Here is a 23881-nt window from a genome sequence, read left to right as displayed (position 1 = left end):
GTCAGCTCACCTTCGAGGCCACGGTGCCCAGGTCGCGCAGCAGGTTCTCGGCGATCGGGCCGCTGCGGCGGGTGGCAGCCTCGCGCTCGAGCTGGCGCTTGACGATGCGCTCGTCCAGGTCCAGGAAGGTCAGCGGGGGCAGGCGGTCGGCCACCGCCTCGCGCAGCATGCGCGCCAGCGAGGCCTTGGTGATGGCCCGCCCACCCAGCCCGGCAATCACGGTGTAGCCCTGCAGCCCCAGACCCGACAGCGCCAGGCGCACGTCGGTGGAGACGACGCCACCCAGGCCGACCGAGAAGCTCTTCTCCAGCACCACGACGCGCTTGGCCTGCTCCAGCGCCGCACGCACCGCCGCCAGCGGGAAGGGCCGGAAGCTGTGGATGCCCAGCACGCCGATGCGCGGGCCGTCATCGGCGGGGCCGCGCAGCTCGTCCACGGTGTCCTTGAGCGTGCCGATCACCGAGCCCAGCGCGACCACGATGGTGTCGGCATCCTGGCAGCGGTAACCGCGCACCAGCCCGCCGGTGGTGCGCCCGAAGCGCTCGGCAAACTCGGCGGCGATCTGCGGGATCCGGTCGAGGGCCATCAGCTGCTTGGCGTGCGCGAGGTAGCGCACCTCCATGAAGGCCTCCGGACCAACCATCGCGCCGATCGACACCGGCTCGTTCACGTCCAGCACCTGGCGCGGCTCGTAGGGCGGCAGGAAGGCGTCCACCTCGTTCTGCGCCGGGATGTCCACCCGCTCCACCGCGTGGGTGAGGATGAAGCCGTCCATGCAGACCATCACCGGCATGGACAACTCCTCGGCCAGCTTGAAGGCCTGGATGTGCAGGTCCGCCGCTTCCTGGTTGTGCGCCGCGAAGAGCTGGATCCAGCCGCAGTCGCGCTGGCTCATGCTGTCGCTGTGGTCGTTCCAGATGTTGATGGGCGCACCGATCGCGCGGTTGGCCACCGTCATCACGATCGGCAGGCCCAGGCCGCTGGCGTTGTAGACCGCCTCGGCCATGAACAGCAGGCCCTGGCTGGCGGTGGCGGTGTAGGTGCGCGCGCCGGCCGCCGAGCTGCCGATGGCCACGCTCATCGCGGCGAACTCGCTCTCCACGTTGATGAACTCGCAGGGCGCCAGGGCGCCGCTCTTCACCAGCTCGCCCAGGCCCTCGACGATGTGCGTCTGCGGCGAGATCGGGTAGGCGCAGATCACCTCCGGGCGGCTCAGCGCCACCGTCTGCGCCACCGCCTGTGAACCCTCAATCTGCTTGAGCATGGGCCGCCTCCTGCATTTCCGCCAATTCCTCCAATTCCTGGCGCACGAACTCGAAGGCCTCGCTGGCCGCGGCGATGTTGCCCTCGGCCACCTTGCCGCTGAACCGGTCGCTGATGGCATGGGCCACCGCGTCCAGCGACACCAGGCCGGACAGCGCGGCAAAGCCGCCCAGCAGCACCGCGTTGGGCAGCGGGCGGCCCAGGTGCTTGAGCGCGATCTCGGTGGCAGGCACGGTGGTCAGCCGCTCGTGGCGGAACTGCTTGGCCACCTCGCCCAGGCCGAGCGCATCGAAGCTGCGGCGGCTGTTGATCAGCACGTAGCCATCGGGCTTCAGGCCCTGGAAGACGTCCACCTGGTGCAGCAGCGTCGGGTCCTGCACGATCAGCACGTCGGGCGCCAGGATGGGCTCGCGCAGGCGGATCTCGCGGTCGTCGATGCGGCAGAAGGCCACCACCGGCGCGCCGGTGCGCTCGGAGCCGAAGCTCGGGAAGGCTTGGGCGTGACGGCCCTGCTCGAAGGCAGCGACCGACAGCAACTCGGCGGCGGTGACCACCCCCTGCCCGCCCCGCCCATGGATCCGGATCTGCAGCATCGGCCTTGCTCCTCGTTGTGGTTGCCGCCAGGCGCGGTGGCCTGGAACCCGGCATTGTTCGACTCGGCGCGCCAGCCGGTCTTGAGGCGCGTCAAGCCCGCGCCCGACCCCGACTGGCTCCCGACAGATCGCCCGCTGGACCACCCGATGACGCCTGGGTGACAGGCGCCCCCGGTACACCCGGATTGCCGGGGCCTGTGGCGGACCTTACAAGTCGGGACACAACCAGACCGGAGACGCCCGTGACCCTTCCCCGCCTCATGGTGCAGCGGCACCCGACATCGGCCGCAGCGATCGCCGCACTGCTCAGTGCCGCCCTGCTGGCCGCCTGCACCACACCGGGCGGCGCCGGCGGACTCGACGCCCGCAGCGTTCAGATCCAGCGCAGCGCCCACGGCGTGGCGCACATTGAGGCGGCCAACCTCGAGTCGCTGGCCTACGGCGTGGCCTATGCCCATGCCGAGGACAACGCCTGCCAGACCGCCAACCAGCTCATCACCGTCCGCGGCGAGCGCTCGCGCTGGTTCGGCGCCGAGGCCCGCGGGCTGTTCGGCCTGCGCCCGCTGCCCAACGCGCTGATCGACACCTTTGTGCGCGCCCACATGGACGACGCCGCGCTGGCCCGGGCCTTCGTGGCCGCCAGTGCCGACACGCAGGCGCTGGCGCGCGGCTATGTGGCCGGCTGGAACCGCTTCCTGCGCGATCAGGCCAGCCAGCTCCCGGCCCCCTGCGCCGCCCAGCCCTGGCTGCGGCCGATGACGCTGGCCGACTACCTGCGGCTCAACGAGCTGTCGATGGTGCAGGCCGGCGTCGCGGCGCTGGCCGACGCGGTGGTCGCTGCCCAGCCGCCCCAGGCGGGCGCCGCCCTGCCGGCTCCGGTGAGCCTGGCGGACGCCACCGCCGCGCTGCGCGAGGAGGTGGTGCTCGACCCGCCGATCGGCTCCAATGGCTGGGCCTTTGGCGCCGAGGTGACCCGCAACGGCGCCGGGGTGCTGCTGGGCAACCCGCACTTCCCCTGGTATGGCATCAACCGCTTCTGGCAGATGCACCTGACCATCCCCGGCGAGCTGGACGTGATGGGCGCGGCCATCGGCCACGGCGGCCTGGTGCAGATCGGCTTCAACCGCGACGTGGCCTGGACCCACACCGTCTCGACCGGCAAGCGCTTCACCCTGCATGAACTGAAGCTGGCGCCCGGCAACCCGCGCGCCTACCTGGTCGACGGCCAGAGCGAGGCGATGACGCCGCGCACGGTGCGCTACGAGGTGCGGGCCGCCGACGGCAGCCTGAGCACGCGCGAGCACACCGTCTGGGTGACCCGCTGGGGCCCGGTGCTGGTGATGCCGCGCGCCGGGCTGAACTGGACCGCGACGCAGGCCTATGCCATCCAGGACGCCAACACGCTGAACATGCGCTACGGCGACAGCTGGCTGGCCTTCAACCGCGCGAAGAACCTGGCGGACCTCCGCGCCGGGCTGGCCAAGCTCGGCATCCCCTGGGTGAACACCGTCGCGGCCGACCGCCACGGCGACGCCATGGTCGCCGACGTCAGCGTGGTGCCCGACGTCGATGCCGCCCAGCTGGAGCGCTGCGCGCCCTCGAAGCCGGCGGCCGCCCTCTTCCGCGCCGCCGGCCTGCCGGTGCTGGACGGCTCGCGCAGCGACTGCAGCTGGCGCCGCGACCCCACCTCGCCCGTGCCGGGTCTGACGCCCATCGAGCGCATGCCGATCGTCCAGCGCCGCGACTGGGTGCAGAACTCCAACGACAGCTTCTGGCTCAGCAACCCGGCCACCCCGCTGGCGGGCATCTCGCCGATGGTCGGCCCGGTGGGCACGCCGCAGCGGCTGCGCACCCGCGCCGGCATCCTGGAGATCGGCGAGCGCCTGGCCGCACGTGACGGGATCGCGCCGGACGGCAAGGTCGGCCCGGCCGAGGTGCAGGCCATGCTATTCCTGAACCGCAACCACGCCGCGCGGATCGTGCTGGACGACCTGCTCGCTGGCTGTGCCAATGGCTCGGCCGGCCCGCTCAGCGACGCGAGCCGCGACGGCTGCGCCGCGCTGAAGGGCTGGGACCGCCGCAACAACCCCGAGTCGCGCGGTGCCCACCTCTTCCGCGAATGGTGGCGCCAGGCCAAGGACATCGCCGGTGTCTGGCGTGTGCCCTTCAACCCCGCCGACGCGGTGCGCACGCCCGCCGGCCTGAAGCTGGACGACGCTGCCGTGCGCGCCAAGGTCTTCGAGGCGCTCGACAAAGCCGTGGCCACCGTGCGCGCTGCCGGCTTTGCACTGGACGCGCCGCTGGCGCAGGTGCAGTTCAAGCGCATGAACGCGGCCAACGGCGGCGGCAACGTGCCGGTGCATGGCGGCGACGAGTTCGAGGGCGTGCTCAACAAGGTCGAGACCCAGGGCGTGCCGACTCTGCCAAAGTCCGGCTACGACGTGAACTACGGCTCCAGCTACCTCCAGACCGTGACTTTCGACGCGCGCGGGCCGGTGGCGCAGGCCATCCTGGCCTACGGCCAAGCCTCGCAACCCGACTCGCCCTTTGCCTTCGACCAGCTGAAGACCTTTGCCGCCAAGCAATGGCCCACGCTGCCCTTCCACGCCGAGGACGTGGCCAGGCAGCGCGTGGGGGCAGTGAAGCGGCTCGTGCGCGATTGAGGCTGGCGCGCTAGGCTCGTCGTCCCTTGAGCAAGAGGCAAGAGCCCGCCGCCATGCACCTCCTCATCACCGGCGCCACCGGCACCCTCGGCCGGCCACTGTGCACCACGCTGCAGCAGACCGGCCACCGCGTCACCGTGCTCAGCCGCCAGCCGGCAGAGCGGGTGCGCGCCCTCTGCGGCAGGGACGTGGAGGTCTGGAACGATCTCGCCGCCTGGACGCCGGAACGCCACTTCGACGCGGTGGTCAACCTGGCCGGCGAGCCGATCGCCGACGCACGCTGGACGGCGGCGCGCAAGGCCCGGCTGCGTGACAGCCGCATCGCGCTGACCGAGCAGCTGGTGCAGCGTATCGCCGCAGCCCACCGGCGGCCGGCGGTGCTGCTCAGTGGCTCGGCGGTGGGCGTCTACGGCGATGGCGGCGAACGCGTCTTCACCGAGGCCGCGCCGCCCGCCGCCGACTTTGCCGCCCGGCTCTGCGCCGACTGGGAGGCCGCCGCCCGGCCCGTTCAGGGCCTGGGGCTGCGGCTGTGCTGGCTGCGCACCGGCCTGGTGCTGGCGCGCGATGGCGGCCTGCTGGCGCGCATGCGGCTGCCGTTTTCGCTCGGGCTGGGCGCCCGCCTGGGCGACGGCCGCCAGTGGATGAGCTGGATCCACGAGGACGACTGGCACGCCCTGCTGCTGCACCTGCTGGCCGACCCGCAGGCCAGCGGCGCCTTCAACCTCACCGCGCCGCAGCCGGTAACGAACGCCGAGTTCACCGCCCAGCTCGCCCGCGCGCTGCACCGCCCGGCCTTCCTGGCTGCACCGGCCTGGGTGCTGAAGCTGGCGGCCGGCGAGATGGCCCCGTTGCTGCTTGGCGGCCAGCGCGTGCTGCCGGCGCATGCGCAGGCGCGCGGCTTCCACTTCCGCCACCCGGCGCTGGGCGGCGCGCTGCAGGATCTGCTGGGCTGATCGGCTGGGCTGGTCAGGCAGCGCGGGCCGGCTCCAGTACCGCTTTCAGCGCCGCCTCCACCGCCAGCGCCACCCCGGCGAGCCGCGCGTCATGGCCGCCCGGCGCGGTCAACATCAGCCCCACCGGTGCCTCACCCGGGGCCTGGCAGGGCAGGCTGAACGCGCAGCCGTCCAGGTAGTTGGCGACGAAGGTGTTGCGCAGCAGCAGGCCGTTGGCGCGGAAAAAAGCCTGGTCGCTGGCTTCGTCGCTGGCCTCGAGCGCGGCGATCTCGGGCGCCAGGATCGGCACGGTCGGGCTGACGATGGCGTCGAAGCCGGCCAGCGCGCGGCCCGTCCGCCCGATCCAGTCGTGCCGCCGGTCCTGCAGCGCGATGTACTGCGCTGCGGTCACCGGCTCGCCCAGCGCGATGCGCTGCGCCACGCGGGGGTCGAAGCGGTGGCGCTCGGCCGCGAAGTACGCGCTGTGCACCGCGAAGGCCTCCACCGCCGAGAAGCCGCCGGGTGCGTTCAACGTGCCGATCTCGCCCAGTTCGGTCAGCGGCAGCTCGATGATGCGCGCGCCCGCGGCCGACAGTGCCGTCAGCGCCCGCTCGAAGGCCACGGCCACCGCGGGCTCCAGCGCATCGAGCATCAGCGTGCCGGGCAGCGCCAGGCGCACGCCGTCCAGCGGGCGGGGCTCGACGGCCAGCGGCGCGTCGGCGATTCCCGCGTCCACGGCGATGCCGTCGGCCACGCTGCGGGTCATGGCGCAGACGGTGTCCAGCGAGCGCGCCAGCTCGAAGGTGCCCGTGCGCGGCGTGCGGGCCTGCGTGCTCTTGAAGCCGACCAGCCCGCAGAGCGCGGCGGGGATGCGGATCGAGCCGCCGGTGTCCGAGCCCAGCGCCACCACCGCGATGCCCAGCGCCACCGACACCGCCGCGCCGGAGGACGAGCCGCCCGGGATGCGCGGCGCCACCCCGGGCAGCCCCGCGCCCGGCCAGGCGGGGTTGGCCGGCGTGCCGTGGTGCGGGTTGATGCCGACGCCCGAGAAGGCGAACTCGGTCATCGCCGTCTTGCCGAGGATGGCCGCACCGGCTGCGCGAAGGCGCTGCACCGCGGGTGCATCGGCCTCCGCGGGAGTGGCGCCCAGGCGGATCACCGAGCCGGCCAGGGTGGTTTCGCCGGCCACGTCGTAGAGGTCCTTGATCGTCACCGGCAGCCCGGCCAGCAGGCCCAGCCGCACGCCGGCCGCCTGCGCCGCATCGGCGTGGCGGGCCGCGGCCAGTGCGGCGTCGGCATACAGCCGCGTGAAGACCTGCGCCGCGGCGGGGCTGGCAGCGCGTTCCAGGGCGGCCTGCACCAGGGCCTCGTGGGTGAGCTCGCCCTGGTCCAGGCGGCGGCGCAGGTCGGCAAGCGTAGAGAAGGGTACGGCGGGCATGGCGGCTTACATGGCGTGACACGGGTCATCGCGATGATAGGCAGCCCGGGCCTAACATCGTCCTGCGGTGTGGGTTGCGCCGCGTCGGACAAGGAGGTTTGCGATGGCTTTCGAACTCACCCCCTGCAGCGTCAAGCGCTGGTTTGCCCTGGGTGCCCTCGTCGTGGTCGGTGCCTGGTCCGCCTGGGACGCACACGCCCAGGCCAGCGGCAAGATGAAACCCGGCCTGTGGGAAATCTCGGCCCGCGTCCAGGGCGGGGGCGCGGCCGGTGGTGGTGGCGGCGGTGACCTGGCCAGCGCGATGGCAATGGCCCAGCAGCAGATGCAGAACCTGCCGCCCGAGCAGCGCGCGCAGATGGAGGCCATGATGAAGGGCCGCGGCGTCGCCCTGGGCCCGCAGGGCAACACGGTGCGCGTGTGCGTGACCAAGGAGCAGGCCGAGCGCGAGGAGCTGCCCCAGGCGCAGGAGGGCTGCACCCAGCAGGGCCAGCGCAGCGGCAAGGTGTTCCGCTACACCTTCAGCTGCCGCACCGAGCCGCCCATGAGCGGCGAAGGCGAGTACACCCTCACCAGCGCCACCTCGGCAAGTGGGCGCACCGTCGTGCGCACCGTGGTCGGCGGGCGCAGCGAGACGGTGAACGTGGAGAACAGCTCCACCTGGCTCGGTGCCGACTGCGGCGACCTGAAGCCGCGCGCCCGCTGAGCCGGGCAAGGCCGTGCCGAGCGGAGTCGTGCAGCCCGATCCGGTGGGCGCACAGGCGCTGGCGGAGCACCACGCGCTGATCGATGCGCTGATCGAGGCACTGGCGCAGCAGCTGGACACCGACCACGGCGGTGGTGAGCTGCCCCGCCGCATCGACACGCACATCTCCAGCGTGTTGCTGGCGGGCGATGACGCCTGGAAGCTGAAGAAGCCGCTCGCGCTCGGCTTCCTCGACTTCGCCAGTGCCGAGGCACGGCGCCACTTCTGCGAGGAGGAGCTGCGCCTGAACCGCCGCACCGCGCCCGCGCTGTACCTGGGCGTGCACCCGGTGATCGGCCCTGCGGAAGCGCCCACATTTGGCCCGGCCCTCGCCGTCGGCGCAGCAGCCCCGCCCGGCACGCTCGACTGGGTGCTGCACATGCGCCGCTTCGACGACTCGCGCCTGCTGGCGCACCTGGCCGACCGGGGCGAGCTGACCGCCGAGGTGGTGGAGCGGCTGGCCGAGCGGCTGGTGGCCTTCCACGCCACGCTGACCGCGGCCGATGCGACGGACACGGCCACGGGACGGCCCGAGGTGACGCTGCGCTGGGTGCGCGACAACCTGGCGGCCGTCACCCGGCTGGCCCCGACCGAGTCCGAGCGCCAGCGCATCGCCGCCCTGGCCCGCTGGAGCGAAGAGCGCGCCGCCGCGCTCACCCCGCTCATGGCGCGGCGCCACGCCGCCGGCCGGGTGCGCGAATGCCACGGCGACGCCCACCTGGCCAACTGGGTCCTCATCGGGGACGATCGCGACGGGGAGCCGGTGGCCTTCGACGCGCTGGAGTTCAACCCCGAGCTGCGCTGGATCGACGTGGCGGCCGAACTCGCCTTCCCCTGGATGGACCTGCTCGCCCACGGCCAGCCGGCGCTGGCGCAGCGCCTGCTGACGCGCTGGCTGGAGCTCACCGGTGACTTCGACGCACTCGGCCTGCTGCGCTGGCAGGCCGCCTACCGCGCGCTGGTGCGCGTCAAGGTGGCCTGGATCCACGCCGCCGAGCCGGACGTGCCCGACGAGCTGCGCTGCGCCGAACACGCCGCGGCGGCGCAGGGCCTGGCGCTGGCCGAGCGGCTGGCCGCCGCGCCCACGCCGCGGCTGGTCGTCACCTGGGGCCTCTCCGGTTCCGGCAAGAGCACCGCGGCACGCCAGATCGCCGAAGGGCTCGGCGCCGTCTGGCTGCGCTCGGACGTGGAGCGCAAGCGCCTGTACGGCCTGGCGCCCACCGACCGCCCCGGCGAGGGCCCTGGCCAGCTCCCCGCCGCCACGCTCTACGGCCGCGAAGCCACCGAGCGCACCTACGCCCACCTGCAGGCCACCGCCACCCAGGCCCTGGCCGACGGCTGGGCCGTGGTGGTCGATGCCGCCTGCCTGCACGCACACGAACGCCGTGCGCTGATGGCCGTCGCCGCCCAGGCGGGCGTGCCCGGGCACCTGCTCGAATGCCGTGCCCCCGACCCGGTGCTGCGCGAGCGCATCGCCCGCCGGGAGAAGGAAGGCCGCGATGCGTCGGATGCGGGGGTGGCGGTGCTGGAGTTTCAGCAGCGGGTCCGGGAACCGTTCGACGCCGCTGAACTGGCGGGCCTGGCGGGCTGCCGTGCCGAAGTCATCGACACGCAGGCGCCGCGCGAGGTCCTGGCAGCGCGCTGCACCAACTGGGCAAGCGCCCACTGCACGCCAGGCCCGCAGGCCTAGGCCGGGCGGGACGGCGCGGGCTGGATCAGGATCAGTTCGTCGTCATCCACGGCCCAGGCCGTTCGATCGGCGGGTGATCCGGGACGGAACCCGAGCTTGTGCAGCAACCCCAGGGAGCGCGCATTGCGGGCCTTGAGCACCGCCACACAGCGAGTCACCCCCTGGTGGGCGATGAGCTCGCCGATCAGGGTGGCGACGGCGGCGCTGCCGAGGCCCTGGCGCCAGTGGCGGCTGGCCAGCTCGTAGCCAATGTAGGCCGAGCCGTCGGGATGCAGCGTGGCCTGCACGTAGCCGGCGAGTTCGCCCGTCCTCCGGCGGATCACCCAGTTCAGCCAGCGTTCTCGCCCGTCCGGCGAGTGGCCCACGACCTGCCGTGCGTAGCGCGCCGCCAGGGCGGCCTCGGACGCAGGCGGGGCATTTTCATACTCGTAGATGGCCGGGTCGCTCAGGACCGGGAACATCTCGGCGGCGTGGTCGACCGAGAGGGGCTCCAGATCGCAGAGCGGGTGATGCAGCGTCCGCGTCTCACACACCCCGCAACGCCTCCGCCAGCATCCCCGCCACCGACACCGCGTTGCTCGGGTGCGGCACGCAGTCGCTGCTCCAGACGCGGCGCACGCCGCTGGCGCGCAGGGCGTCCATGGCGTCACCGACGAAGAGGGCGTGGGTCACGGCGACGTCCACCGTGTCGGCGCCGGCGGCAAAGCACAGGCGGGCGGCTTCGATCAGGGTGCGGCCAGTGCTGGCCATGTCGTCGATCAGCACCACGGCGCGGGCGGCCAGATCAAGGCCGTCGGGCAGGGTGACGTGCACGTCGCGGTCGCCGCGGCGGTTCTTGACGCACCAGGCGTGGGGCAGGCCGCGGGCGCGGGCGGCCTCGGCCACCCACTGGGCGGACTCTTCATCCGGGCCGAGCAGCAGCGGCGGCAGCTGGTCGTGCGCATGCTGGCGCGCGATGAACTCGCCCAACAGGGGGGCGGCCGTCAGCGCGACGCCGCGGCAGGGCGGCGGCATCACCTCGTCCAGCGAGGCGATGCGATGCAGGTGCGGGTCGACGGTGACGACGGCGTCGAAGTGCTGCGCCAGCAACCGGGCGATGTGGCGCTGGCTGACGGCCTCGCCGGGTGTGAATTCGATGTCCTGGCGCATGTACGCCAGGTAGGGGCTGGCCAGCAGGACGCGCTCGGCGCCCTGGGCACGGGCGGCAGGGGCGGTGATGAGCAGCTCGACCAGCTTCTCGTTGGGCTGGTGCAGGCTGCGCAGCAGCACGACGCTGCCAGACAGCGGCGTGGGCAGGGTGAGCTTGAGCTCGCCGTCCGGGAAGCGGTGCCGCACAATCAACCGGCAGGGCACGCCCAGCGCCTCGGCCAGGGCCGCCCCCTGCGCCCGCTCATCCTCGAAGGCCAGCACGGCGGTGATCGGCGCCGCGGTGGCGGGCGCGGCGGGCACAGCGGTTGAGGCGGGCAGGCTGGGCATGGCGGGAGCGGTCGATACGGTCATCGCAGAGGGGCGCCGGGCGAGCGGCACCGGAAAAGCGGGCGGGGCCAATGCGGCGGCAGTATGGCGCGCGGTGCAGGTCGATCCCGCCCACAGCCCCGCCCGGCCCGGCCTGCCGTGTGCGCTTTCGCCGGTTCAGGGCGGGCGGGCATCATGCGGCGGCGGTCGCAGCAGGGGCGACGGTGGCCTGGGCTGCCACCCGGTAGCCACCGTCGCGCTCGGCGGCCGTGCGGGCGAAGGTCAGGTCGGCGGCGTAGCAGGCATGGATGCGGTAGAGCGGCTGGCCGGTGCGCACCGCGTCACCCAGCTTGGCGAGCAGGTCCACGCCGGCCCCGCTGACCTGCGGCGCGCCGGCCAGGCGGGCGATGCGGGCCAGGTGCAGGTTGTCGATCTCGCCGACCACGCCATCGGCGGGCGCGAGCACCTCGTGCGTCAGCTCGCCCAGCGGTGGGGGCTGCTGCCGCCGGCCCTGGGCGTCGATGAGGGCCTCCATCTGCACCAGCGCGCGACCGGATTCGAGGATGTCGCGGGCGATGCGCCAGCCGTCGCCGCCACGCACGTCGGGGTCGAACTCGATGATGCGCCCGGCCAAGCGCAGCGCCTTGTCGCGCAGGTCGCTGGGGGCGGCGGGGTCGTTGCGCAGCACCTGCATCACGTCGCGCGCCTCCAGCACCGGGCCGATGCCGCGGCCGATGGGCTGGCTGCCATCGGTGATCATCACGTCGAGCTGCAGGTGCAGGCGGTCGGCGACGTACTCGAAGAGCTTGCGCAGGCGCTGCGCCGCGGGCATCGAGCGCACCTTGGCGGTGGGGCCGACGGGGATGTCGAGCACCAGGTGGGTGGAGCCGGCGGCGATCTTCTTGCTCAGGATCGAGGCGACCATCTGGCCGGGCGAGTCAATCGCCAGCGGGCGCTCGACCGAGATCAGGATGTCGTCGGCCGGCGAGAGGTCGGCCGTGCCGCCCCAGGCGAGGCAGCCGTTGGTGTCGCGCACGATCTGGCGCAGCCGCTCGAAGGGCAGCTCCACGTCGGCCAGCACCTCCATGGTGTCCGCGGTGCCGGCCGGCGAGGTGATGGCGCGCGAACTGGTCTTGGGGCAGAGCATGCCGTGCGCGGTGACGATGGGCACCACCAGCATCGAGGTGCGGTTGCCCGGGATGCCGCCGATGCAGTGCTTGTCGACCACCGGGCCGCCGCGCACCGCCTGGTGCCAGTCGAGCCGGCGGCCGGCCTCGATCATCGCCTCGGTGAGGTGCAGCACCTCGTCGCGGTCCAGGTCGTAGCCGTTGGTGGCCACCACGAAGGCGGCCAGCTCGATCTTGGAGTAACGCGCCGCCGCCACGTCGCGGATGATGGCGTGCAGGTCCTCGCGGTCGAGCCGCTCCCCGGCGATCTTGCGGTGCAACGCCGGGATGGACTCGGCCGGCTCGGCCGGTGCGACGCGCGCCGAATGCCCCTCCGGCACGTTCAGGCGGGCAAAGGCGTCCTCCGACAGGCCCAGCTCGCAGGCGGAGACGATGCGCTCGTCGTCCACCACGTTCAGCACCGCGCTGATGGTCTGGCCGTTGGCGCGCACCTGCACCTTGGCCAGCGCCTGGAAGCCGGTGGCGCGCACCACCTCGCAGTCGCGGTGCAGATAGGCGACGTTCTCGCGCCAGGTGTCGATGCCGACGCGGCGGATGTGCAGGTCGTGGGCGTCCAGGGCACTGTTCATACGCCGATTCTGCGCCCGTCAAGCCAGGCCGGGGTTGACGCAGACGAGGGCCCGGGGCATGGACAATGGCGCCATGTTCAAGAACCTGATCGTCTTTCGCATCGCCCCCGAGTGGACGCCGCCGCCGCTGGCGGGGCTGGATGCCGAGCTGGCCAAGGCCGCCTTCGTGCCCTGCGGTGCCAGCCAGCCGCAGTCGATGGGCTGGGTGCCGCCGCGCGGGCAGGCGCACAGCACCTACGTGGAGAGCGTCGACGGCGGCCGGCACTGGCTGCTGCGGCTGATGGTGGAGCGCAAGATGCTGCCGGCCTCGGTGGTCAAGCGCCGCGTCGAGGAAATGGCCGCGCAGATCGAGCAGGCCACCGGGCGCAAGCCGGGCAAGAAGGAGCGCGGCGAGCTGAAGGACCAGGCCACGCTGGAGCTGCTGCCGATGGCCTTCACCCGGCAGTCGGCCCTGCAGCTCTGGCTGGACCTGGAGCAGCGCCTGCTCTGTGTGGACGCCGGCAGCGCCAAGGCGGCCGACGAGGCGCTCAGCCTGCTGGTGCGCACGCTGGACGGCCTGGCGCTGGCGCCGCTGCACACCGCGCAGTCCCCGGCGCAGGTGATGTCCGACTGGCTGGTGAGCGGCGAGCCGCCGGTGGTGTTCTCAGTGGACCGCGAGTGCGAGCTGAAGTCCGCCGACGAAATGAAATCGGTGGTGCGCTATGCCCGCCACCCGCTGGACATCGAGGAGGTGCGCGCGCACATCGCACAGGGCAAGCGGCCCACGCGGCTGGCGCTGACCTGGGGCGGGCGGGTGTCCTTCGTGCTCACCGAGGCCGGCACGCTCAAGAAGCTGGACTTTCTCGACGGCGTGTTCGAGAGCCAGGGCGCGCCGAAGGGCGAGGACGAATTCGATGCCGATGCGGCCATCACCACCGGCGAGTTGGGCCGACTGCTGCCGGACCTGATCGACGCGCTGGGCGGCGAGCAGCTGCCCGGCAGCGCAGCACCGGTCGAAGGCGGCGCCACAGCCAGCCCCCTGCCCACGCTGGCCGACGACGGCCCGCCGTTCTGAACGAACACACCGCCCCGCCGCCGCGCGGGGGTCACTGCTCTGGAGCCTTCTCCAGTTGCAGGTCAACCCAGGTGTTCTCGTCCTGGCGGATCAGGATGCGCACCGGCAGCAGCTGCAGGCGCGGCGCATACCAGACCTCCACGCTCAGGTCGCCCTTGCTCGCCGCCCGCCGCGGCTTGACGTGGAAGGCCTCCAGCACGCCCACCGGGGTGGTGATCGGCTCGCGGCGCCCCACGTCGTAGGTCCAGCGGTCCACCCGGTGCGGCATCGCCAGCGGGAACTCGATGCTGCGCCCGACCTCCTGCAGCGCCGGCTGGGCGGTGAAGAGGTAGATCATCTGGATGAACTGGCTGGCGGTGTCCTGCACGTCGGCCTGCTGGGGCACGCGGTTGCCCTTGTCGAGCAGGATCTCGCTGTCCTCGAAGCCGATGCGCGCGGTACGCGTGCGCCCGATGATCTGCTGGGTGACCTGCAGGTAGCGCTGCGGCACCAGGCCGCGCTCGGTGATGCGGCCCTCGCTGGTCATGCGCCGGGTCATCAGCGGCGCCAGCCGCGGCCCCACGGCCACGTCCAGGTACACCTGGTAACGCCAGCCCTCGCGCAGCCACTCGACCTGGGCCTGGCCGTAGACGTCGCCGTTGTACCAGCCGTGCAGGGCGTAGCTCAGCCGGGTCGAGACAGGCCAGGGCCGGCCCTCGCTGATCATCGGCGTGCCGGCAGCCAAGGCCGCCACACCCGATGCGGACGCCGACACCGATACCGACGCGGCCGTGGCAACGGCCGAGGCCGATGAGGCCGGGCCGCTGGCGGCGGCAGCAGAGGTTGCAGGGGCGGCGGCCGCAGAAACGGCCGCAGAAACGGCCGCAGAAACGGCTGCAGAAACGGGTGCTGAAGCAGGAGCGGCCACCGCGACGCCCGACGCCGGGGGAGCCGGTGCGACCACCTCGGCCGGACGCGGGCCGGCCGATGCCGCCTGGACCGCGGCGAGGGCGCGTTCACGCAGCGCGGCCTGTTCCGCGGCGATCTGCTCGGCGGTCAGTGCGCGGGCCTGTGCCGCACCGGGGCGTGGGCGCGTGGGTGCGGTGACCACCGGCCTGGCCGCAGCCGCGGGGGCAGGCGGCTCGGCCTGGGCCACGCTGCGGGTGTAGGCGGCCTGGATGCGCTGCAGCGGCGGCGCGGCGGGATCGATCGGCGCGATCAGCTCGCCGACTTGCTGCCCGACCAGGGCGTGCAGCGCCAGCGTGACCAGCAGCGCCACCCGCCCGGCGCGCCGCCACCCCGGCGGCGTCAGGCGGGCGGGGTGCCCAGCCATGCCTCGCGGCGGCGGCGCTCGGCCGCGCCGGCCTTGGGCTGAACCACCAGCGCCACCGCGCCTTCGGCAGCGGCCGCACTGGAGGCACCAGCGGGCAGTTCGAGCGCCAGCACACGCCGGTCGCGACTGACCAGCAGCGGCAGCGTCCGGGTGCCAGCGGGGTCGAAGGCGCCGTAGAGCGTCAGGTCGTCGATCTTGCCCAGCCGCCAGCCGTCCAGCGCCAGCAGCTCGTCTCCCGCGGCCAGGCCGGCCCGCTCGGCCACGCCGCCGCTCAGCACCGCCAGCACGGTCGGCCCGGCGGGGCCGTCGCTGGTGCGCGCGCCCAGGCGCTGGGCCAGGGTGGGTGCCTCGCGGCTCCAGCCCACCGCCGCCGAGGCGAGCAGGCGCTCCAGCGGCAGATCGCCGGTGCCGTGCACCCAGACAGCCAGTTCGGGGGCGAAGTCACGCCGGCCCACCGCCTGCAGCGCGGCGGCGATGTGGGCCTCGCTGATCGGCCCGCCCTGCTCGGGGGCGCTGCCCGCCGCGACGCTGCGCGCGCAGGCCTCGCGCCACAGGCGCTGCATCACGGCGTCGAGCGTGCCGCGGCCCTCGCTGCGCAGCGTCAGGTCCAGCGCCAGCGCCACCAGCGCGCCCTTGGTGTAGTAGCTCACCGTGGCGTTGGCGCTGTTCTCGTCCGGGCGGTAGTACTTGATCCAGGCATCGAAGCTGGCCTGCGCCACCGACTGCACGGCCCGCCCCGGGCTGCCCAGCACCTGGTTGGCGGTCTTGGCCAGCAGCTTGAGGTAGCGTGCCGCGTCGATCAGGCCACTGCGCACGAGGAACAGGTCGTCGTAGTAGCTGGTGAAGCCCTCGAAGAACCAGAGCAGCTCGGTGTAGTGCTCGCCGCTCAGGTCATGCGGCGCGAACTCGGCCGGGCACAGGCGCTTGACGTTCCAGGTGTGGAAGTACTCGTGGCTGATCAGGCCGAGCAGGGTCACATAGCCATCGCTCGCGGCGGCAGGCCGGCCATCGGGCGGTGGCGCCACGGGCCGGCGCGGCAGGTCGCGGCGGTTGCAGATCAACGCGGTGCTGTTGCGGTGCTCCAGGCCGCCATAGCCGTCGTCCACCGCGCTGAGCATGAAGACGTAGCGGTCGAAGCCGGGGCGCGTCTGCCCGGCATCCCCGGGCTCGCCGTGCCAGAAGCGGATCTGCGCCTCGCAGATGCGCTGCGTGTCCGCCAGCAGCCGCTCCCCGTCGAAGCCTGGCGGCACCCCGGCCACGACGAACTCGTGCGACACGCCGCCCGCCTCGAAGCTGCCCCGCCAGAAGGCGCCCAGCTCGAAGGGGTGGTCGATCAGCGTGGCGTAGTCCGGCGCCTGCCAGCCGCCCGCCAAGTCCCCCGCCAGCCCGGAGGCCACGTCCCAGCCCGCCGGCAGACCGGCGAGCGTCAGGCCGTGCGGGCCGGCCTCGTGCCCGGCGCAGCTCAGGCAGACGCTGGTGCCGTTGAAGAAGCCGCGCTGGCTGTCCAGCCAGGCGGTGCGCACCGAGCGGTCGAAGGCGTAGACGCGGTAGCGCAGCTGCAGCGCGCCCGCCTCCGGCCCGGCGCAGTGCACCTGCCAGCGGCACTTGTCGATCTGCTGCACGGTGCAGGCCCGGCCGGCCTGGGTCGCCACCAGCCCGCTGAGGTGCCGCGAGAACTCGCGCACCAGGTAGCTGCCGGGGATCCACACCGGCAGGCTGACGAGCTGCATGGCCTGCGGTGCGGCCAGCGTCAGGGTGACGTCGAAGTGGTGGCCGTTGCGGTCGGAGAGATCAACCTCGTAGTGCACCGGCGCCGACGCAGCGGCGGGCGCGGCGACGGAGGCGGCACGGGTTCGGCGGCGGGTGGCCATCGGGTCTTCTCCGGGTGGGGGTGGGCAGGGCGGCGTACGGAGCGACGTACGTGGCGGCTCAGGTGCGCGCGGCACCCAGGAAGCAGCTCAGCACTGCCACCACCGTGAGGCGGAAGCGCAGCGTCAGCCAGGGCGACAGGCCGTGCGCCGGGTAGGTCCGGCGGTCCACCAGGTAGCAGGCGATCAACACCAGGCCGTCGATCACCAGGCCGGCATAGGCCGGCATCACCACCGCCACCCAGGCCAGCAGCGCGGGCACCACCGACCAGCCGAAGGGCGTGGGCGAGGGCACGGCCCCGCGCATGCCCAGGCCCCAGTGGATGCCGCCGAGGAAGGAGATCACCACCGCCGCGTAGCCCGCCAGCGCCAGCACGACATAGGGGTGGGCGTCCTCGCGCACGATCAGCGACAGCAGCGCCCCCAGGACGAAGGGCAGCAGCCCCAGGTAGCCCAGCCGCAGGGCGACCGGGTTGGGTGGCGCCATCGGCTGGCGCCCGGGGTGGCGGGGGGTATCGAGGGAGGGCAGCGGGGGATGGGCGGACACGGCGGACTCGCGGCGAGCGAGGAAGAGCGGACGGCGGTGGCGATTGTCGCCGCTGCACGCCCGGGCTGCAGGCGCAGCGCCTCGACCACAGCGCACGCCGGGTGCGGGCCAGATCGCAGGCCGGCTCGCGGGCGCTCAAGGCGCCAGCCAGCGCCGGCCGCGCGCGTCGAACATCGCCCGGCGGTGGCCGAGCGCATGCACCTCCAGCCAGTCGACCGACTGCACCTGCAGCGTCATCACGCCGAAGTGCTCGCGCGGGTGGTCCACCTTGCCGCCGGCCACCCACTCGCTGCCCGGCGCCAGCGGCGAGAGGTAGTCCTGAGCCGCCGGGCGGTGCTTGATGGTGGCCCAGCGCGAGGTCACCTGCAGGCCGTCGCAGGCCACCTCGACCTCGCCGCGCAGGCGCAGCTGCCAGCCCAGCGCGGCCGACCAGCACACCAGCGTGGCGCGCCGGTCACGCTGCAACTGCGCCACCTTGGGCGAGCGGGTGTCGGTGTAGATCATGAGCTCGCGTGCCTCGCGGTCGACCTCGCGCAGCACCACGAGGCGGGCATCGGCGCCCTGCTCGCCGCTGCTGGCCAGCACGCAGCGGCGCCAGTCGTGATCACGCTCGTGCACGCAATGCCCCAGCTCCTGCCAGAGCGCCTCCTCGATGTCGTCGAGGCTCGTCAGCCGCTGCGCTACCCTTACTTGCTCCAGCATCGTCCTCTCCCGCACCGCGCCCTGCCTCATCCGACTGAGGCGCAGCGCCGCGAAGGTGAAAAGTACACCGGGCGCGGCGCGACGAACGGCGGGGTTTGCGAGAACCAGAGGCCCTTGTGCGCGCCCAATCTTCATCGGCGTCAATTTCCAGCAGCCAGCCCCGGCCAGACCGATAGCGCGGATTGCCCGTCCACGTTACGAGGCTGTAACCTCGCGTCCGCGCCAGCCCATCACCTCTCCACGTTCTCCCACCATGCCTGCGAACCTCCCCGATTCCCGTCAACGCCGCGAGCTGCTGGGCCTGGGGCTCGGCCTGGGCACGCTGCTCACCGGCTGCGCACCGCTGCCCCAGCCGCCGCAGGACAGCCAGCCCCGATTCGCCTACGGGGTGGCCTCCGGCCAGCCCATGCCGGACCGGCTGGTGCTCTGGACCATGCTGACCGGCAGCGCCCTGCCGGCGCAGGTCGAGGTGCAGTGGGAGCTGGCCGCCGACGAGGGCTTCCGCAACGTGGTCGCCCGTGGCAGCGAATGGGCCGAGGCATCCTGGTCGCACAGCGTGCACGCCGAACCGGGCGAACTCGCGCCGGGGCGCTGGTACTGGTACCGCTTCACCGCGGCGGGCCAGCGCAGCCCGGTGGGCCGCACCCGCACTGCACCGGCGGCCGACGAGATGGCGCCACTGCACTTCGTCACCGCCTCCTGCCAGCGCTGGGACCACGGCCACTGGGCCGCCTGGCGCCACGTGGTGCAGGAGGCGCCCGACCTGATCATCTTCCTCGGCGACTACATCTACGAGAGCGCCGCGGCGCCGGGTCGCGTGCGCGCCCACAACGCCCTGCCCGAGGGGCGCAGCTGCCGCACGCTGGCGGACTACCGCGCCCGCCACGCGCTCTACAAGACCGACCCCGCCCTGCAGGCCGCCCATGCGATCGCGCCCTGGATGATGATCTGGGACGACCACGAGGTCGAGAACGACTACGCCGGCCTGCGCGGCCAGCACCTGCAGCCGGACTTCGCCGCCCAGCGCGCCGCCGCCTACCAGGCCTATTGGGAGTTCCTGCCCTTCCCGAAGTCGGCGGCGCCGCGCGGCGAGCACATGCGCATCCACACCCGCTTCGACTGGGGCCGGCTGGCCCGGCTGATCTGCCTGGACGGGCGCCAGTACCGCGACCCGCAGGCCTGCGCCAAGCCCGGCCGCGGGGGCTCCACCACCGTGCGCCAGGCCGAATGCGCCGAGCTGGAAGACCCGCGCCGCAGCCTGCTGGGCATGGCGCAGGAGCAGTGGCTGGCCGAATCCTGGAACCCCGCGCAGCGCTGGAACCTGCTGGCCCAGCCCACGCTGATGTCGCGCGCGGTGGCGCAGGACCGTTTCGACCCCGAGCGCGCCCAGGTCTGGACCGATGGCTGGGACGGCTACGCCCACGCCCGCCAGCGCCTGCTGCAGACCGTGCTGGACCGCCGCATCAACGGCTGCGTGGTGCTCAGCGGCGACGTGCACGCCACCTACGTCAGCGAGCTCAAGGCCGATCCCCTGGCGGCCGGCTCGCCGCGCGTGGCCACCGAGTTCTGCGGCACCTCGATCTCCAGTCACGGCTGGGCGCAGTCGCGCACCGACGCGCTGCTGGAGATGTACCCGTTGACGCGCTACGGCCGCGCCGACGAGCGCGGCTACCTCAGCTTCCGCCTCGAACCCCACCTGCTGCGCGCCGAGGTGCGCAGCGTGCTGGACCCCAACGACCCCGCCAGCAGCATCCGCACCGCGGCCCGGTTTGCCGTCGAGGCCAGCCGGCCGGTCATCCAGCGCATCTGACCGACCGATTCGGCAATCCAGGCTTCGCCTGGGTCAGTTCGCCGTCGGCGAGGCACTCCAGTACACCGGGTCGGTGTAGGGGTAGTTGCCCTCGCTGGCCTGCATCTGACCCGACATCACACCCGTGGTGGCGTTGCGCGTGCCCGTGTAGGTGAACTTGTAGGTGACTCCCGCATAGGCCACGCTCTGCACGAAGCTGACGGCTCCGTCGCCGCTGACCGTGCCCTGCAACGTGCCCCTGGCATCGCCCCAGTCGGCCGTGCCGCTGATCCTGCCGTCCAAGAGTTGCAGCGACAGCGCATGGGAGAGCGGGTAGTCCACCGAGCCCTGGTAATTGCCGGTCTGCACCGCAGACGTCTCCGGGCAGGCCTGCGAGGGCGTGCCCTTGAGGCCGAGCACCCGGCCGTTGATCTCGCCGCTGCAGACCACGCCGCCGGCCTTGAGGCGCTTGACCTCGATGTCCATCGCGCGGCCCGAGTTGGGGTTCTGGCTGCGCATGGTGTTGCAGTAGGTGGCCATCGTGGTGTCGTTGCCATCGCCGTCCAGCCGCACCCCGGCGATCGCGGTGATGACGTCGCCCGGCATCACGCCGGCCTTCTTGGCCTTGCCGCCCGCGGCCAAGCCGCGCACCCACACGCCGATCGGCACATCCTTGCTGGCCACCGAGCCGCTGGGCCGCTGGCCCCACAGCCCGTAGCCCAGCACAGTGCCGGAGCCATCGGCAAAGCGGTAGTACATCTCGCCCGAGAAGCCCAGCGCCAGCACGTCGCGACCGGCCATCAGCTCGGTGACGATCTCCTTGGCGGTGGTGGACGACAGGGCAAGGTAGCGGTTGTCGGCGCCGCTCGCGTAGTGCACGCCGACCACGGTACCGCTGTCGAGCTCGATCAGCGGCCCACCCGAGTTGCCGCCGTAGCTGGTGGCGGTGTGATAGAAGGCGTCGGCCGACGACCAGTAGGTATTGCGGAACAGCACGTCGGTGTTGATCGTGCCCTCCGTCAGGGTGTAGGGCGCGCTCTGGTCGGTGGCATTCACGTCGGCCGGGTAGCCGGCCAGGCCGACTTTCATCGAGATCTTCGGCGTGCTCACCGACCACGGCAGCGCGGGGTAGGGGCTGCCAGACACCAGCTTCAAGGCGGCCAGGTCCTCGCACTCGGCGATGGCCACCAGCTCGGCGGCCACCGGGCGATCGCGGCCCGGGATGGTCACCATGATGCTGCCCTGGCCGGTCACGACGTGGGCGTTGGTGACGATGCGCCCAGCGCTGTCATAGATGAAGCCGCTGCCGCGCGAGCCATTCGGGTCCTCGACCACCGCCAGGCCGTTCGGCTTGTACTCCGTACCCTGGGTGCGGATGAACACGGTCGAGGCACGCGCATCGACCTTGATCTCCTCCACGCGCAGCGTCGCGTCGGCCGAGTAGAGCGTGCCATCCGGCCGCTTGTAGGTGGACTTGCTGGTGTCGCTGGGCGGCGGCGTGGTCGCGCCGCCGCCGCTGTCCCCACCGCCGCCGCAGGCGGTGAGCAGCAACAGGGAGCTCAGCAGGCTGAGGGCGAGTGGGCGGTGCAGGGCGGGCATGGGTTCCTCCGGGGCCGGGCAAGGGGTGGAATCGACGGGTCGGCTCGCTGCGGGGACGTTGCCGTGCGTGGCGGGCCGTTGCGGTTGATCGTCCTGCGACGGCCGTTGCCGCTCCATATGGGCCGCCCCATACGGCACAACACCGCCGCCCGGCGTGCGCAGGGGGCTCACTAAAATGAGAAAACCAACCGACCCGCATGAGCCCGATCTGGCCGAACGACCCCCTAGCGCCCCTGTTGCTCGGCGGCATGGCACTGGCCTACCTGCTGGGCCGGCTGCACCGGGGGGACCGCCAGCGCCTGCAGGCGCAGATCGACGCACTGCAGCGCAAGGACGCCGAGCTGCAGCGCGAAGCGGCGGCCCGCCAGGCCGATGCCCGGTCGCTGGCCCAGGAGGTCGCATTCCGGCAGGACATCGAGGAGTCGGTCGACATGGGCCTGCTGGTGATCGACCGCGACGGCGTGCTCACCTGGGTCAACCGGGCTTTCTGCGCCCTCTCGGGCTGGCCGCGCGAGGCCCTGCTCGGCCTGCGCGCGCCGCTGCCCTACTGGCCGGCGCCGCAGCGCGAGGCCCATGCCGCGGAACGGCAGGCGCTGCTGACCGGACACGCGCCAACGCAGAGCCGCGTGGTCGAGTACGAGCGCCCGGACGGCTCGCGCTGGCAGGCCCGCGTGCAGGTGCGCGCTCTGGGCCGCGGCGACGGCTGGATCGTGGCCAGCAGCGACGTCAGCCGCGAGGTCGAGGACCAGCGCCGCATCGAGGCGATGAACGAGCTGCTGCGCCGCCAGTCCGCCGTGCACCTGCTGGGCGAACGCGCTGGCGAGCTGCTGCACAAGATCTCCAACCACGCAGCGGCCTGCAGCAGCGCCTGCGACGGCATGCAGGCCTGGCTGCAGCAGGGCCGCCCCGACCGGCTGGCCGACGGCGCGCGGCTGGCCGCTCGGGCCGCCGCCGACATGCAGGCCATCGTGGAGCGCTTCCGCCCCTGGCTGCGCGCCGAGGTGGCCTGGGAGCGGCTGGCGCTGCAGGAGGTGGTGGCCGACGCCCTGGCGCACCAGGCCGGCCTGGCCGCTGCGCACGCCGTCCGGCTCGAACAGAACCTGCCACCCGAACTGCCGACCGTGCTGGCCGACCGCCTCGCGCTGGGCGAGGTGCTGGGCAACCTGATCGCCAACGGCATCGCGGCCATGGCCGACACCCCTGCAGCGCAGCGGCTGCTCACGATCGAAGGCGCGCCCTGCGAAGGAGCCGATGCAGTCGAGCTGCGGGTGCGCGACCGCGGCCACGGCATCCCGCCCGTACTGCACGCGCGCGTGTTCGAGCAGGGCTTCACCACCCGGGCCGGCGGCACCGGCTGGGGCCTGTACATCTGCCGCCACTGGGTGGAGGAGCTGGGCGGGCAGCTCGACATTGCCGACAGCGCCACCGATGGCGCGTCACAGGGCACCACCCTGCGGGTGCGCCTGCCGCTGCATCGGCGCTCCGCACCACTGCAGGCCGATGACTGAATCCGCCCGCCCAAGCGACCCGGCCTGCCAGCCCATGGTGCATGTGCTGGACGACTACGCCGACTTCCGCGACGGCCTGGTCTACAGCCTGCAGGCGCACGGCCTGGAGGCCCGGGGCCACCCGAGCGGCGAGGCCTTCTTCGACGCCTACCGCTGGGGCTGGCGCGGCATCATCACGCTGGACATCGACTTCGAGCCGCCCGGTGCGGCCAGCGGGCTGCAGATCTTTGACCGCCTGCTGGCGCTGCGCTGCCCGATGCCGGTGATCTTCCTGACCGGCCCGCACGGCCACGACGTGCGCCTGGCGGTGTCGCAGGTGACGCGGCGCGCCGACGTGGACTTCTACGCCAAGCAGACCGCGCCGGCCGAGCTGCGTGCCGCCATCGGCCGGGCGATGGCGCGCGAGCCCCTGCTGCGCGAGCGCGCCGAGCAGGAGCGCCGCCTGCTGCAGATCGTCGTGGCCGAGCTGACCCCCGCGGAGCGCGAGGTGCTGTCACGCGTGCTGCGCGGGCAGACCAACTACGGCATCGCCCGCGAGCTGTGCAAGGAGGAAGGCGTGGTCGAGCTGCAGCGCGCCAGCGGCCTGCGCAAGGTGCTGGGCGAGCGGCGCACGCCGCAGGCGCTGGTGGAGGAGCTCAAGCCACTGATCGACGCGCAGGGTGCCAGCGACCTGGTCGACCTGGCGCGGCGCGAGCTGCGCGCCCGCCGGGCGCTGCTCAGCCCGCTCCAGCAGTCGCTGCTGGAGGCGGCGCTGGCCGGGCGCAGTGACGTGCAGATCGCCCGCCAGCTCGGCTGGCACGACGAGGCCGACCGCGAGCGCCGCTGGCGCCCCCGTGTGCAGGAGGCCCTGGACGACGCGCTGGCGCTGCTGCAGGCGCGCTCGGTGGCGCAGCTGCGGCGCTGGCTGGCCTGGCTCGATCAGCGCCATCCGGCAGATCCGGGCGATCCAGACCCGCCGGGCGACGGCTGA

Annotated in this window: 19 protein-coding genes; 8 read left to right on the top strand and 11 right to left on the bottom strand. The window is 72.9% G+C overall.

From position 1 onward, the window contains the following. Position 1: 1 nt before the first annotated feature. Positions 2-1264 carry a pyruvate ferredoxin oxidoreductase gene (gene porA / locus NGK70_RS02345; RefSeq protein WP_251971781.1) on the bottom strand — a complete coding sequence of 421 codons (1263 nt, stop codon included), beginning with the start codon at positions 1262-1264 and terminating at the stop codon, positions 2-4. Then, positions 1248-1856, bottom strand: coding sequence for a 2-oxoacid:acceptor oxidoreductase family protein (locus tag NGK70_RS02340; RefSeq protein WP_251971780.1), 609 nt, complete (start codon positions 1854-1856; stop codon positions 1248-1250). Before NGK70_RS02340 ends, porA begins: the two co-directional genes overlap by 17 nt. 242 nt (positions 1857-2098) lie before the next feature. On the opposite strand from NGK70_RS02340, the gene NGK70_RS02335 reads away from it, so the two are divergent. Further along, the gene (locus NGK70_RS02335; RefSeq protein WP_251971779.1) at positions 2099-4519 is read left to right on the top strand and encodes a penicillin acylase family protein; all 2421 of its coding nucleotides are present in this window, start codon (positions 2099-2101) and stop codon (positions 4517-4519) included. A gap of 53 nt (positions 4520-4572) precedes the next feature. After that, entirely contained in the window at positions 4573-5472 is a 900-nt protein-coding gene (locus NGK70_RS02330) for a TIGR01777 family oxidoreductase (protein WP_251971778.1), read from the top strand. A 13-nt stretch (positions 5473-5485) separates the two neighbouring features. On the opposite strand, the gene NGK70_RS02325 is transcribed toward NGK70_RS02330, so the two are convergent. Next, on the bottom strand, positions 5486-6889 hold the full coding sequence (locus tag NGK70_RS02325; RefSeq protein ID WP_251971777.1) for an amidase: 1404 nt from the start codon (positions 6887-6889) through the stop codon (positions 5486-5488). A 103-nt stretch (positions 6890-6992) separates the two neighbouring features. On the opposite strand from NGK70_RS02325, the gene NGK70_RS02320 reads away from it, so the two are divergent. Next, a complete protein-coding gene (locus NGK70_RS02320; protein WP_251971776.1) occupies positions 6993-7592 on the top strand; it encodes a DUF3617 domain-containing protein in 600 nt (199 codons plus the stop codon). A 28-nt stretch (positions 7593-7620) separates the two neighbouring features. Next, positions 7621-9321 carry a bifunctional aminoglycoside phosphotransferase/ATP-binding protein gene (locus tag NGK70_RS02315; RefSeq protein ID WP_251971775.1) on the top strand — a complete coding sequence of 567 codons (1701 nt, stop codon included), beginning with the start codon at positions 7621-7623 and terminating at the stop codon, positions 9319-9321. On the opposite strand, the gene NGK70_RS02310 is transcribed toward NGK70_RS02315, so the two are convergent. From NGK70_RS02310 to NGK70_RS02300, 3 genes are all read right to left on the bottom strand, one after another. Next, positions 9318-9854 carry a GNAT family N-acetyltransferase gene (locus NGK70_RS02310; RefSeq protein ID WP_251971774.1) on the bottom strand — a complete coding sequence of 179 codons (537 nt, stop codon included), beginning with the start codon at positions 9852-9854 and terminating at the stop codon, positions 9318-9320. The two genes, NGK70_RS02315 and NGK70_RS02310, sit on opposite strands and share 4 nt — an antisense overlap. After that, positions 9847-10797, bottom strand: a complete 951-nt coding sequence (locus tag NGK70_RS02305) for a ribose-phosphate diphosphokinase (protein WP_251971773.1) — start codon at positions 10795-10797, stop codon at positions 9847-9849. Before NGK70_RS02305 ends, NGK70_RS02310 begins: the two co-directional genes overlap by 8 nt. Positions 10798-10969: 172 nt before the next feature. Continuing rightward, entirely contained in the window at positions 10970-12532 is a 1563-nt protein-coding gene (locus tag NGK70_RS02300; RefSeq protein ID WP_251971772.1) for a thymidine phosphorylase family protein, read from the bottom strand. Positions 12533-12605: 73 nt separating this feature from the next. Here NGK70_RS02300 and NGK70_RS02295 point away from each other — a divergent pair, with 73 nt between their 5' ends. Beyond that, positions 12606-13586, top strand: coding sequence for a recombination-associated protein RdgC (locus tag NGK70_RS02295; protein ID WP_251971771.1), 981 nt, complete (start codon positions 12606-12608; stop codon positions 13584-13586). Positions 13587-13617: 31 nt separating this feature from the next. Here the strand turns inward: NGK70_RS02295 and NGK70_RS02290 are convergent, their stop codons facing one another. The 4 genes from NGK70_RS02290 to NGK70_RS02275 all read right to left on the bottom strand — a co-directional run bounded on the left by NGK70_RS02290 (position 13618) and on the right by NGK70_RS02275 (position 18015). Further along, positions 13618-14898 carry a DUF3108 domain-containing protein gene (locus tag NGK70_RS02290; RefSeq protein WP_251971770.1) on the bottom strand — a complete coding sequence of 427 codons (1281 nt, stop codon included), beginning with the start codon at positions 14896-14898 and terminating at the stop codon, positions 13618-13620. Next, a complete protein-coding gene (locus NGK70_RS02285) occupies positions 14874-16769 on the bottom strand; it encodes a M61 family metallopeptidase (RefSeq protein ID WP_251971769.1) in 1896 nt (631 codons plus the stop codon). Before NGK70_RS02285 ends, NGK70_RS02290 begins: the two co-directional genes overlap by 25 nt. A gap of 58 nt (positions 16770-16827) precedes the next feature. After that, positions 16828-17313 carry a DUF3429 domain-containing protein gene (locus tag NGK70_RS02280; protein ID WP_310742572.1) on the bottom strand — a complete coding sequence of 162 codons (486 nt, stop codon included), beginning with the start codon at positions 17311-17313 and terminating at the stop codon, positions 16828-16830. A 135-nt stretch (positions 17314-17448) separates the two neighbouring features. Further along, complete coding sequence (locus NGK70_RS02275) at positions 17449-18015, bottom strand: pyridoxamine 5'-phosphate oxidase family protein (RefSeq protein WP_251971768.1); 567 nt, start codon at positions 18013-18015, stop codon at positions 17449-17451. Positions 18016-18268: 253 nt separating this feature from the next. On the opposite strand from NGK70_RS02275, the gene NGK70_RS02270 reads away from it, so the two are divergent. Continuing rightward, positions 18269-19825 (top strand): alkaline phosphatase D family protein, encoded by a 1557-nt coding sequence (locus tag NGK70_RS02270; RefSeq protein WP_251971767.1) that lies wholly within the window; start codon positions 18269-18271, stop codon positions 19823-19825. A 33-nt stretch (positions 19826-19858) separates the two neighbouring features. On the opposite strand, the gene NGK70_RS02265 is transcribed toward NGK70_RS02270, so the two are convergent. Beyond that, positions 19859-21403, bottom strand: a complete 1545-nt coding sequence (locus NGK70_RS02265; protein WP_251971766.1) for a S1C family serine protease — start codon at positions 21401-21403, stop codon at positions 19859-19861. Between the two features lie 197 nt (positions 21404-21600). Between NGK70_RS02265 and NGK70_RS02260 the strand changes: the two genes are divergently transcribed. Further along, positions 21601-22911, top strand: coding sequence for an ATP-binding protein (locus NGK70_RS02260; RefSeq protein ID WP_251971765.1), 1311 nt, complete (start codon positions 21601-21603; stop codon positions 22909-22911). Beyond that, positions 22904-23881, top strand: coding sequence for a response regulator transcription factor (locus NGK70_RS02255; protein ID WP_251971764.1), 978 nt, complete (start codon positions 22904-22906; stop codon positions 23879-23881). The genes NGK70_RS02260 and NGK70_RS02255 overlap by 8 nt, the downstream gene beginning before the upstream one ends.

It is taken from the genome of Sphaerotilus microaerophilus, from assembly GCF_023734135.1.
Lineage (GTDB): Bacteria > Pseudomonadota > Gammaproteobacteria > Burkholderiales > Burkholderiaceae_C > Sphaerotilus > Sphaerotilus microaerophilus.
The sequence above is the reverse complement of the archived record's forward strand: the minus strand, read 5'-3'. Positions and strand labels throughout refer to the sequence as shown.

Excerpts from the sequence above, each read along its gene's own strand:
- NGK70_RS02330 (WP_251971778.1), top strand. The coding sequence starts at position 4,573 with ATGCACCTCCTCATCACCGGCGCCACCGGCACCCTCGGCCGGCCACTG.
- NGK70_RS02275 (WP_251971768.1), bottom strand. The coding sequence starts at position 18,015 with ATGCTGGAGCAAGTAAGGGTAGCGCAGCGGCTGACGAGCCTCGACGAC.
- NGK70_RS02265 (WP_251971766.1), bottom strand. The coding sequence starts at position 21,403 with ATGCCCGCCCTGCACCGCCCACTCGCCCTCAGCCTGCTGAGCTCCCTG.
- NGK70_RS02260 (WP_251971765.1), top strand. The coding sequence starts at position 21,601 with ATGAGCCCGATCTGGCCGAACGACCCCCTAGCGCCCCTGTTGCTCGGC.
- NGK70_RS02305 (WP_251971773.1), bottom strand. The coding sequence starts at position 10,797 with ATGCCCAGCCTGCCCGCCTCAACCGCTGTGCCCGCCGCGCCCGCCACC.
- NGK70_RS02290 (WP_251971770.1), bottom strand. The coding sequence starts at position 14,898 with ATGGCTGGGCACCCCGCCCGCCTGACGCCGCCGGGGTGGCGGCGCGCC.
- NGK70_RS02300 (WP_251971772.1), bottom strand. The coding sequence starts at position 12,532 with ATGAACAGTGCCCTGGACGCCCACGACCTGCACATCCGCCGCGTCGGC.
- porA (WP_251971781.1), bottom strand. The coding sequence starts at position 1,264 with ATGCTCAAGCAGATTGAGGGTTCACAGGCGGTGGCGCAGACGGTGGCG.
- NGK70_RS02320 (WP_251971776.1), top strand. The coding sequence starts at position 6,993 with ATGGCTTTCGAACTCACCCCCTGCAGCGTCAAGCGCTGGTTTGCCCTG.
- NGK70_RS02255 (WP_251971764.1), top strand. The coding sequence starts at position 22,904 with ATGACTGAATCCGCCCGCCCAAGCGACCCGGCCTGCCAGCCCATGGTG.
- NGK70_RS02325 (WP_251971777.1), bottom strand. The coding sequence starts at position 6,889 with ATGCCCGCCGTACCCTTCTCTACGCTTGCCGACCTGCGCCGCCGCCTG.
- NGK70_RS02295 (WP_251971771.1), top strand. The coding sequence starts at position 12,606 with ATGTTCAAGAACCTGATCGTCTTTCGCATCGCCCCCGAGTGGACGCCG.
- NGK70_RS02270 (WP_251971767.1), top strand. The coding sequence starts at position 18,269 with ATGCCTGCGAACCTCCCCGATTCCCGTCAACGCCGCGAGCTGCTGGGC.
- NGK70_RS02340 (WP_251971780.1), bottom strand. The coding sequence starts at position 1,856 with ATGCTGCAGATCCGGATCCATGGGCGGGGCGGGCAGGGGGTGGTCACC.
- NGK70_RS02285 (WP_251971769.1), bottom strand. The coding sequence starts at position 16,769 with ATGGCCACCCGCCGCCGAACCCGTGCCGCCTCCGTCGCCGCGCCCGCC.